The 15,157-nt window shown below is 42.2% G+C and carries 6 protein-coding genes; 3 read left to right on the top strand and 3 right to left on the bottom strand.

The features are described 5' to 3' along the window. Positions 1-185: 185 nt before the first annotated feature. The 3 genes from BUF11_RS11320 to BUF11_RS11310 all read left to right on the top strand — a co-directional run bounded on the left by BUF11_RS11320 (position 186) and on the right by BUF11_RS11310 (position 4,356). A complete protein-coding gene (locus tag BUF11_RS11320) occupies positions 186-611 on the top strand; it encodes a MarR family winged helix-turn-helix transcriptional regulator (protein WP_084558610.1) in 426 nt (141 codons plus the stop codon). Positions 612-625: 14 nt separating this feature from the next. After that, positions 626-2,080 carry an MFS transporter gene (locus BUF11_RS11315; protein ID WP_073588960.1) on the top strand — a complete coding sequence of 485 codons (1,455 nt, stop codon included), beginning with the start codon at positions 626-628 and terminating at the stop codon, positions 2,078-2,080. A 263-nt stretch (positions 2,081-2,343) separates the two neighbouring features. Next, positions 2,344-4,356: a methyl-accepting chemotaxis protein gene (locus tag BUF11_RS11310; RefSeq protein WP_073588959.1), complete on the top strand. Its 2,013-nt coding sequence runs from the start codon at positions 2,344-2,346 to the stop codon at positions 4,354-4,356. A 109-nt stretch (positions 4,357-4,465) separates the two neighbouring features. On the opposite strand, the gene BUF11_RS11305 is transcribed toward BUF11_RS11310, so the two are convergent. The 3 genes from BUF11_RS11305 to BUF11_RS11295 form a co-directional block, all read right to left on the bottom strand. Next, positions 4,466-7,039, bottom strand: coding sequence for a PAS domain S-box protein (locus BUF11_RS11305; protein WP_175562041.1), 2,574 nt, complete (start codon positions 7,037-7,039; stop codon positions 4,466-4,468). 254 nt (positions 7,040-7,293) lie between these two features. Further along, the gene (locus BUF11_RS11300; protein ID WP_073588957.1) at positions 7,294-13,968 is read right to left on the bottom strand and encodes an alpha-amylase family glycosyl hydrolase; all 6,675 of its coding nucleotides are present in this window, start codon (positions 13,966-13,968) and stop codon (positions 7,294-7,296) included. A 173-nt stretch (positions 13,969-14,141) separates the two neighbouring features. Next, positions 14,142-14,936 (bottom strand): YdcF family protein, encoded by a 795-nt coding sequence (locus BUF11_RS11295; protein ID WP_073588956.1) that lies wholly within the window; start codon positions 14,934-14,936, stop codon positions 14,142-14,144. Positions 14,937-15,157 lie beyond the last annotated feature (221 nt).

The following is a 15,157-nucleotide window of genomic DNA, read 5'->3' as shown; positions in this document are numbered from 1 at the left end:
TCATTGCATAATAACATCAATTATATTACAGTGAGTTCATTTAGTATTGTTCATTATACCATTTATAGGTGAATAATAAAAGCCCTTTTTATGTTTAGACTTTAACAATAAAGTTGACAACTCAATTTTATAGGATGTATAATAATGCGGACATCTTAAAATAATATAACAGGAAAAGGTACGGTGTGAATGTGAATAATTCTTTAAGCAGACGGGTAGGACATATTACAAAATGTACTCAGCAGCATATGGATACTGCTTTAAAGCCTCTGGAGTTAAGCAGCGGCTCTTATCCGTTTATCCTTACTCTGTCCGACGAGGAAGGGATTAACCTGGAGAAATTAAGCAGACGGATACATGTGGATAAGGCTATGTCTACGCGTACAATACAAAAACTCATTCTTTTAGGTTATATAAAGAAACTCCCGGACAGCAAGGATCAAAGAGCCTGTAAGCTTTATCTGACCGACAAAGCAAAGGAAGCTGTGCCTGTAATCAGAAAAGCTTTGTATGATTGGATTGACCAGATTACAGTTGATATACCGGAAGATAAGCTGGAAGAATTATACGGCATGCTGGATACCATTCTTGCACGTGCAGAAGAAAAGTAAAGGAATATATACTTATGGATACTATTAGAAACATAAAAGAACATCATCAGACTGCCATGCCCCCGCGAGTTAGATGGGGCATTTTATTTGTTATCGTTATGTCTGTCTTTATGTCCACTTTGGACAGCAGCATTGTAAACGTAGCACTTCCGACCATGTCAAAAGATCTCTCGGTGTCATCAGGGGCTATTGCCTGGGTGGTAAGCATCTACCTTATTGCCGTATCGGCGACCATGCTGCTGTTTGGAAGACTGGGCGATATTTACGGGAAGACTATTATCTTTCAAATAGGCCTGGTGGTATTTACTCTGGGCTCCCTGTTATGCGGAATCTCTGATACTCTCGTTATCCTTTTAATAGCAAGAGTAATACAGGCCATCGGCGCTGCAGGTCTTATGTCTAACAGCCAGGGAATTATCACTCAGGTATTCCCCGACAACGAAAGAGGCCGGGCCCTTGGAATCAATGGAGCCTTTGTCGCCCTGGGTTCTCTGGTGGGCCCTTCCCTCGGCGGAATTATTGTGGATTATACCAAGTGGGAATATATTTTCTGGATTAATATTCCCATCGGCATTATCGTTATTTTGCTCTCTTTTAAGCTCCTCCCCCGTTCTGCTAACAGAATTGATGAAAAGGTTGATATGCCTGGTTCTCTTCTATTCCTGGCATTTATTGTCCTTTTATTCGGCGGCTTAGGACAGGTGCAGCAAGTAGGCTTTTCCTCTCCCTCTGTATTAATAAGCCTCTTTGTATCTGTAATTTTATTCTGCCTGTTCATAAGACGGGAAAAGCGTATTGAAATGCCCTTATTAGAGCTTTCACTCTTTCAGAGCAAATGGTTTAGCATAAGCTTAATCTGCAGCTTCATAAGCTTTATCGCTATCTTTTGTTCCAATATTGTAATGCCCTTTTACCTTCAGGATGCACTGGGCTTATCTCCCAAGAATGCCGGAGCCTTCCTCTCGATATATCCGCTTATTCTGGCACTGGCGGCTCCGATAAGCGGTTATATCTCCGATAAAATCGGCTCTGAAATATTAACCTTAATTGGACTTGTCCTCATTAGTACAGGCCTGCTGTTAATGTCTACCCTAAGCGCAAGTCCCAGTTACTGGGCAATGGGAATGTATATGGCCATTATGTCCTTAGGCAACGCATTATTCCAGTCGCCTAACACTTCCCTTGTCATGTCCACCCTTCCAAGGAATAAACTGGGTATCGGAGGCAGCATCAGTGCTCTTGTCCGTAACCTTGGTATGATTGTCGGAATTACTCTTGCAACTACTTTGTTATATCAGGGAATGAGTGCCAAAGTCGGCCACCATGTAAGCGATATCACCACAGCCGGAACTTCTGCCTTTCTTTTTGCTATGCGGATAGTATATCTGACGGCATTTACTATCTGCCTTGCAGGTGCTGTTATTACAGCTTTCCGTTTATTTTCAAGGAAAAAGGAACAAATACAATAGAACACCAAAACTAAATCAATATTATTAAATCAAAATGAAAACATCTGCAATTCAGGCAACTGTGCCGGTTCTACACCACCAGTTGCCTTTTTCTTATTTTCCGGAAAGAACGCTCACAATAAAATACATGTAAATATCATGTTAATTATTTTATTATAAGACACTTTTCTGCAAAATTCGTGCTATAATTATAGTAAATTACTATTTAACCATCCGCCAGAATTCTCAATTCCTTAATAATGTAAATAATGGAGGTACTATTAATGGACAAACTAAAGTTCAAGAATTCTCTTCGTTTAAAAGTTATCATCGCCGTGTTTGCTGTTCTGCTCTTTAGTACAAGTTTTATTACTTGGCTGAATTATCAGAAATCTCTCCATGAAATACTATCCGCAATGAACAACAGTGCAGCCCAAACAGTTAAAGTCAATGCTTACCAGCTGTCGACATGGGTCCAGACCCGCCTCGCAGAAGTAACGATTATGGCAAACACCAAAGAAGTCAAATCAATGGATACTGCCATTGCCATGACTTATTTAAACAGCGAACAGGAACGGTTAAAAGACCAATACTCCACAATCGGATTGTGCGATACAAAGGGTAATCTGATATTGCAGGATGGAAATGGCGGCAGCTTTACAGTTGATATCCATACCGAAGAATCCTTTCCGGAAATTATGAAGGGTTCAAGCTTTATTTCAAACCCCTTTGTCGACAAAGCAGATTCCTCCCGGTATATTATTACTGCCGAAGTTCCGGTAAAGGATGACAACGGAAATATAATAGGTCTTGTAAGCGGTGCAAGCCCAATAGATACTGCATTTGAAACTAACACCAAATTCCATCTCGGAAAAACAGACACCGTGTTTATTATTGATAAAAACGGACTGGTTCTGCACCATCCCCAAAAAGATATGATTTTACAATATAATATGCTTGAAAAAGGTGATAAAGCTTATAAAAATGCAATTAAAAATCTTATTTCCCCGAAAAGCGGCAGCCAGAAAATAACCATAAACGGAGAACAAAGAATACTGTTTGCGGAAGCTGTTCCCTCCACCGATTGGTTTATGGTTCTGGATGTGCCTGTGAAGGAATATACAAGTTCTTTAGACAGCATCATTAAAGCCGCAGTTATTACAACCATTGCCTTTGTTTTGGTAATATGTACATTAACTATTTTATTTCTCAATACATTCTTTGGAAGAATCAATGGCATAGCCTCAAAGATTAGAGAGATTGCTTCCGGCAATGGCGATCTGACCCAACGGATAGATGAAAGGCACAAGGATGAAATCGGCCAGCTGGCAATCAATTTTAACGGAATGCAGGAGTCGTTAAAGTCAATCATACATGTTGTTATCAAGGAGTCTTTCCTTGTTGAGGAAAATATAGCAGCCGTGGAAAACAACATGGACAAGATGAATACAAAAATAGGAGATGTTCTGGTAACCACGGAACAGATGTCGGCAAGTATGGAACAGACAGCAGCTTCAGCCCAGGAAATGAACGTTACAGCAAAAGAGATTGAAACTGCAATCGACTCCATCGCAAGAAAAGCACAGGAAGGCGCTGCTTCAGCAGTAGAAATAAGCAGAAGGGCCGAACAGCTCTGTAAAAATACCTTTGAATCGCAAAAAATAGCAACAGAGACCCATCACCGTGTAAACGAACAGCTTAGAGAAGCAATCGAGCATTCAAAGGCTATCGAAAAAATCAATATCCTGTCCGATTCCATATTGCAAATTACCTCCCAGACAAACCTGCTGGCACTAAATGCTGCTATTGAGGCTGCCAGAGCAGGCGAGGCCGGAAAGGGGTTTGCTGTTGTTGCGGAAGAAATCAGAAATTTGTCAGAGAACTCCAAAAATACTGTAAATGAAATCCAGAATGTAACAAAACAGGTCGTTCTTTCTGTTGAAAAATTGGCAACAGGCTCTGAACAGGTGTTAAACTATGTTGAGGGCAACGTCATGAAAGATTATGTATTAATGGTAGATACGGGCGAACAATACTTTAAAGATGCAGAGATGTTCAGTGATTTTGCAAATGATTTAAGTGCCACCTCCGAAGAATTGGCCGCATCACTTGAAAATATCACAAAGAGCATTTCTGAAATTGCGATAGCGAACGGGTTATCCGCAGAAGGTACACATGACATTGCTCAAAATACCAGAGTGGTAGTGAAAAATTCAAGTGAAATAATGGCTATGGTAAAAAGCACGCGAGATAGCTCTGAAAAGCTTATTGGAATAGTTGAGAAGTTCAGGATTTAAATCCGCCCCAACCTCCTTGGCGGCAACTTTGCCTGATTGTACTTTTGTAACACCCTTTGTACTTCAGACAACAGAAAGCCGCCTAACCATTAAACAATCCAAAAACAACTCATGCCTCTCTCCACGGCTTATGCAAAACCTTTTCCACAAAAATCCTGGCAACAGTTTCGTCAAATTGTGTTCCTGCATTCTTAATAATTTCTCTGACAGCCGCTTCCTCCCCCATTCCTTTTTTATATGTCCGGGGATTTAACATCCTGTCATATGCATCCGCCAGACTTAAAATTCTGGCCTGAATGGGAATATCCTTTTCGATAATGCCCCTTGGATAGCCTAAGCCATCTGTTCGCTCATGATGACATAGGACATATTGAGCGATGTGAGTAAACTCATTGGAGCTTTTTAATATCTGGTAGCCAATCTCCGGATGCCTCTTGTATTCAATCCACTCCTGTTCTGTAAGAGGTTCCTGTTTTTCGAACAGCTTTTCCTCCATCCCTATCTTTCCGATGTCGTGGAGGGAACCTGCTGTTATTACTTCATTAATATCCTCTTCCCTCATTCCCATTGCTTTCGCAATTTCCCCGGAAAGCTTCCCGACTCTTTTATTATGGGCTTCTTCTCTTTTACTTTTGCTATAGAAAACCTGGGTGATTATCTTTATGGTTTTATTGCGCATACTGCTGCTTTCATTGAGCTTATGCTGATACATGGTATTCTCTGCTTCAACAAAGACATTCTCCATATCCTGTTCTTTTACTGCTTTCGTCGCATATCCAAAAGAAACCGAAAGGACGGAACTGTCACTGCTTCCTGCTGCCATAGCTCTCTTAATCCGTGAGATAACCTCATCCGCTTCCTTTGTTCCGGTCCTTGGCATCAAAATAACGAACTCATCTCCGCCAATCCGGGCAATGATATCATATTTGCGGCATTCCCTTGGCAAAATATTAGAAATATGGATTAGCAGCTGATCTCCTGCCAGATGCCCAAAAGCATCATTGGTAAGCTTTAAGCCATTGACGTCAGCAAGAACCAGTGTAATGGGAAGGTTCTCTGGCGTATCCAGTCTCTTCAGCTCTTCCTCATAAAACCTTCGGTTATAGAGTCCTGTCAACTGATCATGATAGCTTAAATACAGGACTTTTTGCTCTGCATTTCTTCTCTCCTCAATATTACGGCTGACTCCGATAATTTCAATTTCCTGCTTTGAATTGTAGCGGTATCTGGAGGAAATTTCCACCCATATATGCTGACCATTTTTGCGGATATTCTGCATTTCCATAATATAAAAGCGGGATTCCTGGGAATTTTCCTGAAATTCCTTCGCATGTTTAATGTTTCTTTGCTCTATCTGGTGCAGGAATTCTTCCGGTATCAGCTCGTTTAAGGAAAGCTGCAGAGCTTCTTCCGGCTGGTATCCCAACATATGAAAAATAGAAGGACTGACATAGGTGAATTTATAGTTTGTGTAGTTAAAAACCCATATCATATCCGAAGCAAACTCCGTAATCAGCCGGTATTTTTCTTCACTGGCTTTTAGCGCGTCCTCTGCTTTTTTCTGTTCTGTAATATCAATAATAAAGTATTGGATTGCTGGATGTCCATTCCAGGTAACCTTGACACCATTTGCTTCAATCCACAAAATCTCACCGTCTTTTCGAGTAATCCGGTATTGGGGCTTGCCGGATATACTTTTGCCGGCCAGCCTGTCATGATAGCAGCTTGCGGCATAGTCCCGGTCCTCCGGATGGAAAAAGTCCACAAAGGGCAGCCTAAGCATTTCCTCCGGGGAATACCCTGTCGTTTTTTGCGCCATGGAATTAAACATCTGCATTTTATTATTCTGTACAATTAAGATACTTTCTGCGGCATTTTCAAAAATAAGCCGAAATTTTTCCTCACTGATTCTTAACGCATTTTCCATGTTTTTACGTTCCGTTATATCATGCTGAACCGTGAGTATGCAGTGCTCATTTTGGTATTTAATGAATATACTGCTTCCCATGGCCCAGAACCTTTTACCTTTTTGTGTCTGCAGGTACATCTCAAAATCCTTTACCATACCCTTTTCTTCCAAGGCATGAATAAATTGAAGCCTGTCCTTTTTATTCACCCAGAAAAGAAGTGTACTTTTCTCATGGATGCTTTCTCCTTCTATTTGAAAAAGCTCTTTACCCGCTGTGTTAATGTACAGGATAATTCCGTTAAGACGGTTTATGCAAAGAGAAAAAGGCAGCCTATCGATAATACTGTGGAACTGAAGCTCCTTTTCCTGCAGCTGTTTTAACAGTTCTTCACTTTCTGCTGCCTGCTGTTTTTCTTTCGTTACATCCAAAAAGTTAACGGCAAAGTAATACCGTTCCGGAGAATATACCTGAATACGGTACCAGCGCCCCAATATATCAGAATATTGTTCGTATTCTGCCCTTCCACCCTGCAGTGCAGTTAATCCATAAGCTGCAACGCAGTCAAATTCTTCTTCCCTTATTCCCGGAATCACTTCTGTTACCCGCTTACCGATTATTTGCTTTCCATTTAACCCTGTCATCTCTTCAAAAGCATGATTTACTTCAAGGAACACATAATCACAAGGCTCACCTGATTCATCCAGAAGGATTTTGTGATAAGCAAATGCCATTGGTGAATTCTTCATAATCAGTTTATAAAATACGTCTTCCATATCTTTCATATCTCCTAATATCAAATACCTGTCTTTGCGAACCCATTCCACCCTGTATATTACTCCTCAATGCCTCTGTGTCCTTTTTTATATTTATATCATATTTTCATAGGGACGTCATCCAAATTCTACGATTATCCAGCCAAAATCTTGAATTTTATATCTCTAAAGCACTGACACAAAAAAGGACGTGTCATATACGCCCTTTTTTGCTTTTTCTTATTCCATTATAAAGTATTGTTTAGTCTTATTTCTTACTTCGCCTTAACCGTAATCGTGGTCTTTAAGCTGTAGGTACTTCCGGCCTGAACCACCTTTGCAGTTACGGTAACGCTTCCGGCCTTAAGCCCTTTTACCTTACCGTCCTTACTTAAAGTTACCATACCTTTCTTACTTAAGCTGTAGGTTACTTTTGCGCCGGTAAGAAGGTTAGACGGTTTAAGTATGACAGTCTTACCAACACTTACCGTCTTCTTTGCAGCAAGAGAAGGAGCAAGCAGATTCACGGAGGTCAGGGAGTATACAGACAGATGTTTAAAGGTAAAGGTTACCTTGCCGTCTTTCTGAACCAGTCCATAGCCTGCTATCTCAATCTTTTTCGTGCTTTCATTATAATAATTAAGGAATATATATTTTCCTGCATATTTTACCGGTACGGTAAGGGATAAGTCGGCAGTAAAAGGAATCTTTCCATCCTGGGCAACTTCAATTTGCTTTATCTGGACATTCTTATTTTTAAGTTTGCTCTCTTTTAAGGCTGTACTTACCGCTTTTGTAACATTTGACTTTAAGCTTCCATTTGTAACTTCTGAAACCGACAGATTATATTCCCCTGCCAATGCAGTGTTATCCTGTATGGATTTGCCGTTTATAGTCCAGGTATAAGTACCATAGTCCAAAACAAGATTAACATTCTTTCCTTTTATGGAAGTAAGTATATCTCCCGGCATAGCTGTGGCTTTATTCATAGCAATCTTGACGCTGTGGGCACTACCGGTACTGCCGCTGCCTGCGTTTTCAGCAATAGTCTTTAATTCCTTCTTTATATTCTCCCAGCCGGAAATATTGCTTCCGTTTATGCCGGGCTCCTGCTTATCAGAAGGAGCATTATTGCTGCCGGAATTACTGCTATTTGAGCCATTATTGTTGTTATTGTTATTATTACCATTATTATTGTTTCCGTTGTCCCCGCTTCCGGAGTCTTTTGTCCTTGTAATCTTAATGTTTACGGAGGCTGTCATCTGGGTTGTAATTCTTCCCGTATCTTTCAGCCAGGACATAGCCTTTGTTGCTTCCGTAGGTTCAATATGAAGAGCAAATATATTCTCTCCCACTGACAGCGGTATGTTATTAAGCCTTACATTACCGTAGGCGTCCAATGCTCCTGCCTGGATGGTATTGATATCCTTTCCGTTAATCGTAAAGACTCCGCCGTAAGGAACGCTGGCCTGAAGATTAAAGCTGCTGTCCGTCGTTGTATATTGAATATCCTGCCCGTTATAGGATATTCTGGGTACCGTTATCATAATCGGCATATCTACCCAACGCAGTACATAGTCGTTGATTAACATCTTATTGCCGCCCTGGTTGGTAATCGTTACATTGATATTGGTATCCGTGGAACTGTATCCGTAATTACCGGGAGAGGTGGTATCTCCTTCTATATTGCTGGTTAAGGCTTCTGTCGCCCAGGTTCCCCTGGTATATTTGTACTGGAGCTTCTTACCGGACATCATCTTAAAAGTGTATTCCACAATTGTATTATCCGTTGCCCCGCTTGGCTTCTTTAACAGCCAGCCGGAAGAATTCCAGCCGTTTGCATCACCTGCAACATAGATATTATCCGTAGCAGCCGGTGCCACTTTATCAGGAATATGCAGTCTTACGGTGACCTCCACCATGGTAAGCTTTGGCGTTACGGTTACCAGATTGGAGCTGTTTCTGTTATATTCACTGTTAAAGGCAGCCACACGGTAAGTATAAGTTGTGTCGTTACTTACCAGGAAGTCTGTGTAAGTATTTACCTTTGCATCCAGCACCGCTATCTTTTCTTCATAGGAGTTACTTGCCAAAACCTTGGTGCGGTAAATTTCAAAGCCGCTTTCATTGCCGGAAGCTGTGCTCCATTTTAAGGTTACCCTGCTGGACTCCTGAATTGGCTGTTCCAGCACCGGTGCATCCGGTTTCGCCTGGGTAAAGTTACTTACCGCCGTCATACTGCTTTCCTGCGACTCGGCATAGGTATAACCGTTATTTACCGTTACTTTGGCAAAATATTTATAAGTGCCTTCTTCCGTAGGCTCGAAAAAGGCTGTGTATACTTTAGAACTGCCTTCATCCTTTTCATAACGCAGTTTTGTAAACAAAGCAGAATCCTTGCTGCTTCCATCCTTGTAATAACCCAGCATTCCTTTAAGTCCTGCTGCATCCTTCCCTATATAGGACGCGTTGTCCGTAAGCCCCGGTACCGTAACCTTTACTTCAATGGAATCGGTCTTCTTACCAACCCCGATAGTAACCTGTGATACCACAGTCGGAGTAGTGACTTCCGTTATCTTAAAGCTTGGCATGGCCGTGGCTACAGCGCTGCTGATGCTTAATACACTGCCCGTAACAGTTTTAACATAGTAGTAATATCTGGTTCCGTTCGTTACTGTGCTATCCGTGTATTCTGTTCCCGTAACCGGTGTGCTGTTAAGTAAAACAGCCTCTTTTCCTTCCAAAAGTGTCCGGTATACATAGTATCCTTCTGCTCCCTCTACTGCGGTCCATTTAATGTCTACTGTTGCAGTAGTGCCTTCGGAAGCTGTTGCTGTAACACCTGCCGGTGCGGCAGGAAGTGCAGTAAGTTTTGCAGTGGATACCATCATAAGTCCGGTGTAGGCAGGTACATGCAGCGTAATCTTTCCGTCCGTTACCGTACCGGCAACACCGCTGCCTAACTCATCCTGTAAGGTCAGCCCTTCCGGAAGAAAGTCCTTTACATCTGCAACAACATCCGCTGCCTTATCAGAACTGTTAATCAGGGATAAACCGCCTTCCTCTGCGCTCTTTCTGGCATAGGCGATAACCTCTCCCTGGGCATAGGCAGTCTTGATATCACCGGTAGCAAAGAGAGCCAAGTGGGCATTTCTTACTTCTGATGCCTTCACATAGGAGTCAAACAGGTTTCCGTAGGTGCCGGCATAAGCATCAGAAATCTTATAGGAGCCGTCTGTCTGCTCAGTTACTCTTTCCCATGGAAAACTCCTTCTGGAATCCGGGTCCTTAGTACCTGTTACCCCTACTTCATCTCCATAATAAATAGTTGGTGCACCCGGATAGCTTAACTGGAATATTGCCGTTAAAGCCTGTAATTTGATTGCTCTTTCGGAGGCATCCGGTGCATTCTTCGTGTTTTCCTCTTCCCATGTCGGGTTATCAATCTTTGTAATGTTCCTTACGGTGTCATGGGAATCCACCAGGTTAAGCATTGCCTGCCAGGCTTCCTTTGGATAGTTCTCTCTGATTACCTCCAGCGCATTGTTAAAGTCCGAGGCATCTCCTCCATTTACCAGGAATCCCTGCAATGCTGCTCTGAACTGATAGTTCATAACAGAATCAAACATATCTCCTAACAGATATTTTGTGGCTACATTCCATTCCTCACCCAATATTACCGGATCATCTATTTTTTCACCATTGATGTCCGTCTTGCCGGCTGCCGACTTAACCGCAGTACGGAACTGTCTCCAGGTATCATCGGATACATCCGGTGCCACATCAAGTCTCCAACCGCTGGAACCCATATAGAGCCACCTCTGGGAATTGGCATTTTTCATAGCTTCTGTCACATTGGTTATATTGGAAGCATTCAAATCATAGCCGATAACATTTTCTCTGTAATTTACATTGTTATACTCATGAGCCCCTGCAATAGTAGCAGCCGCGTCATTGGTTAAGTTCGTACTCTCGGCTTCTACCGCAGTAACAACGGGCAGGGAGTCATAGCCCCACCATCCTTCGTAATCATATCTTACAAATGCACCGGTTTTATCGTCATAGACCTTTCCGGGTCCTACCTTAAACCAGTTGATATAGCAGAAATCCGCATCGGTATAATGCTTGCCCGTTGCAGGGTTTGTTAAAGATTTATAATAATTCTTTACCGCTTTTTCTGCTTCTGCCTGGGTTACCTTATCGTTCTCCACCTTCTGCCATACTCTGCTCCAGTATTCATAAGCACCGATTTCCGGGTACTTCTCATAGCGGTCAAAGTAAATAGAGTCATCGCCCACGTGATTAAAAACACCGTCACTGATTAAATGGATTCCAAGCTCCTTGCAAACCTTTGAAAAGTTCGTATATACTTTATCAGAGGCGGCTTTGGTTGCCTCGTAATTTAATCCGGAGGAAGGGTCTCCCGGGGTATTATATACCGGCTCTCCAAACATAGGATCCAGATGCTTGTAATCCGTGGCATCGTATTTATGGTTGGACGCAGCCCAGGAAACAGGATTTAAGTAAATCGCCGTTACTCCAAGGGTTTTCAGATAAGAAAGCTTTTTCTCTATACCCTTTATGTCTCCGCCGTAGAATTCATTGGTCCATACGCCATCCGTTGTGGCATTTGGATAATAAGGCTTATTAGCTTCCTCTGACTGTCTCGGGTTTTCCGGAAGGGCGGACCATTTATCCCCGTCAAAGAGCTGAACCTTATCGCCTCTGCTGCCGTCCTTATCCTTTGCATGGTTATTGGAGGCATCCCCGTCGTAGAAACGGTCAGGGAATATCTGATAAACCACTGCATTTTTCATCCAGTCCGGTGTCTCATAATTGCTGTCATAGACTGTTAAGTTATAGGGTGTCTGTCCATCCTCAGATACGGCCCCTGTACCGCCGTTTAAACCGTCGTCGCCATACTCGAACTTCGCACTTTGGTCAATAACGATAAATTTGTAGCTCCAGATACCGATTTCATTGAAAGTTTCTTTTGGTACGGTAACTTCCCAGTAATCCTTTCCGTCAAGAACTGTTGCCACGGACATATCAAAGTCTCTGGAAACACCGTTATAATCGATTAATTCCAACTTAACGAGCTGTGCATCCCCTGCCTCGGCAGCAATACGGAAGGTAACATCCTCGCTGTTTTCCTTTACGGCTCCAAAAGGCTTCTTATATGTAATATCCCTGCTGTCAAAGAAAAGAGCCGATTTGTTGATAACTCCATCATAAAGGGAATCTTTTGGTTTATAATTATGTGTGAGTAATTTCTTCTCCGCTAAGGTATCGATGGAAAAGGTCACGCCAGCGGTATCATCCAGTACATTTACAGCAAGATTTGAACTGCTGCTATCCGGGTCTCCATAATTGGCGCTATCCCAGTTATCTCCGAATACCACCTTGCACTCATAGGACCCCTTCGGAAGAGTTCTCTGTATTTTATAGACGGAATTATTAAAGTAGTAATCCACAAACATCAGATTAGACTGATCCGGTGTCCAATTGCCTCCGGCACTTAATGCTTCCTGAAGACTTCCTACCAGCCTTGGCCAGGAGCTTTCTGAAAGGGCAGGCGTATACTGCTTAATACCCTGTTCTTCCAGGGCAGTAATATTAGTACGTACCTTATCCTTGCCCTCTAACTCATCGTTGAGATAAAAATTCACTTTGGATTTTTCCGCCAGAGTCATGCTGAAATTAGCAGCGTTATCGCTGATTCCGTCAGAACCGATAGCGCTGTTCCAGGAACCGTTTTTCGTAAACTTAAAGTCATAGGTACCTGCCGGTAATACCATGGACTTGGCATAGTACTCTCCGACCAGATGCGTCATAACTGTATTGCCATTACCTATATCCCAGTTATCATACTCTCCGAGAGAACCCGTGACTCTCCATACACTGTTTCCTCCCTGCTGGGCGGGAAAGACATCCGGCAGAGTCTCCGTCTCACCAGATGCCGGGAAGCCGAGAATACCGGCTATGGTATTATAATCATTTACGGTATCATACAAGCTTCCGCTTGTCTTATCATAAAGAAAAAGAACCTTTTGCCCGCCATTTTCAATGTTAATGGCTTTATTATTGCTGCCTATCCACTCAGCCTGTGACCTGTTATAGTATTTATATTCATAGGTACCAGCTGCCAAAAAAGTCTTATCAAACAGATAAATATTCTGGCTTATGGACCTGAAATCATATCCGTCATAAGCTGTATTCCAGTCATCGCCTCCTGCTTCTCTGGCGGTTCCGATTAAAGAGATCGTCTGTAGTATAGAAGGTGTATTAACAGAATCTGTTATATAGCCTGTATTAGTGTCCGCAAATACCGTTATACCGGTACTTCCGGCAGGTACCGTAAGTGATACCTTTTTATCATCTCCTACCTCACCTTGTCCCCAGTCGTGATTGTATGCAACCTTATAGCCTCCGTCCCCAATGGTTACATCACTTGCAAGGGCCGGAAAAGTAAAGGTTTTTGCATAGATACCTCCCCCAAGGTAATTAAGGTCACCGTTTGCATCGGATGGTGTCCAGCTATTGATGCCTAATCCAAGTCCGCTAAAATTGCCTACCCAGGTAGCTGAACTCTTATATGCCCCCGGATCCGAAATGGAATTGGTAACTTCTCCAGTCTTAGAATTGTAACGCACATAAACACTGCCCGAATTCCCTTCAGACCAGTTTGTGCTTCCTTTATCCTGCCCATTTACATAGATTGTAATGGCAGAACCGGAAACTGCATTCACAGTACCTTCGTAAATACCTCCCTGATAAAGAGATAACGGCACTGCCTGTCCCCCAATTTGTCCGCTTACTTCATCTGTTACGCTTCTTACTGCGGTATTTCCTTCTGCATACGCTTTCTGCATAGAGGGAAACATTGTAAAGAGCAGGGTAACAATTAAAAGTAAACTGACTAATCTCTTTTCTTTCTGCTTTGCTCTCATATACCTTCTCCTTTTCTTATAATGGAATTTTTTAGGAAGAAAGTTTGATTTTCTCTTCCAGCATTGTCCACTACCTTATCATATCATAGGAGAAGATTTTTAAGAACATTTTTTTCGAAATTTTTCGAAAAAATTTATGGCGATTTTTTGTGCACTTTGCACAAAATAAAAGCTTATGACAGCCAATTCCATTTCATATTTCCATGCAGCACATCCTTTATCACTCCAAAAAATTCCCTGACATAATAATGCAGGGTCAGAATATCATCATTGGGTGCACCAAGACCCTGAACTCCTTTAATTCCCTGGGTTCTGGCAAGACATGTTGCCCGGAAAACATGAAATCTATTAGTAACTATAACGACCTTACCGGAACTGTCTCTAAAGTCCCCCCTGCTGTCTATGATTTTTTTGCTGTTTTTCAGATTCTCATAGGTGTTAACCGATGTATCCTCCTGCAATATCCGGTCTCCATTAATCCCTTTACTCTCCAGATAATTTTTCATAGCAAACGCCTCGGATATCTCTTCTCCTCTTCCCTGTCCTCCTGATACGATAACAACTGTTCCTGTGTTCTTCTTCAGATACTTACAGGCGGTATCCAGGCGGTTCTTAAGGGCTCTGGAGACAGTCTTTCCTCTAACCTGGGCTCCCAGCACTATCATGTATTCTGCGTTGTTTGAAACCTTCCCTCTCCCCGCAATATAAATATTCCCTTCCACCAGAAGAAACACACCGGCCGCACATAGGATCAAAAACAGAAATAACCAATACCATATCCTGTGAAACGAAATATTCTTCCGATGCAATACCATGAAAAGTACAGAGGCTATAAGGCTCCCCGTCCCGGCCATAATCCAAAACCATAAAAAGGCTGTCCCTGCCCCGGAATAGGCTGTTATTATTAAGGTATAGGACACACAGAAAATACCTGCAATCAAAAACAGTATCGAAAATAAAAGTAACATACCAACCTCCCTTATCAATCTTTCTCCTGTAATCAGAAAGTCTTTCTATTACTTTACCATATCGGCAGCATTTAGAACCAGATGCTCCTCCTTAAATTTCCATTAAGATTTTATGTAGCGGTATAAGTTCTGACCAGAAATTATGGTGCATCAGGAATACTAATACATAAGGCAGATACTTTTTCAGAGTATCTGCCTTTGCACTTACAATATACTGTTTT

This window comes from Anaerocolumna xylanovorans DSM 12503, from assembly GCF_900143645.1.
In the GTDB taxonomy this organism is placed as follows: domain Bacteria; phylum Bacillota; class Clostridia; order Lachnospirales; family Lachnospiraceae; genus Anaerocolumna; species Anaerocolumna xylanovorans.
Note: the sequence above shows the minus strand (reverse complement) of the source record. Positions and strands in the feature narration are given on the sequence as shown.

What these genes read in the sequence shown, in the direction of transcription:
- BUF11_RS11315 (WP_073588960.1), top strand. Translation starts at nt 626, where the DNA reads ATGGATACTATTAGAAACATAAAAGAACATCATCAGACTGCCATGCCC.
- BUF11_RS11310 (WP_073588959.1), top strand. Translation starts at nt 2,344, where the DNA reads ATGGACAAACTAAAGTTCAAGAATTCTCTTCGTTTAAAAGTTATCATC.
- BUF11_RS11305 (WP_175562041.1), bottom strand. Translation starts at nt 7,039, where the DNA reads ATGGAAGACGTATTTTATAAACTGATTATGAAGAATTCACCAATGGCA.
- BUF11_RS11300 (WP_073588957.1), bottom strand. Translation starts at nt 13,968, where the DNA reads ATGAGAGCAAAGCAGAAAGAAAAGAGATTAGTCAGTTTACTTTTAATT.
- BUF11_RS11295 (WP_073588956.1), bottom strand. Translation starts at nt 14,936, where the DNA reads ATGTTACTTTTATTTTCGATACTGTTTTTGATTGCAGGTATTTTCTGT.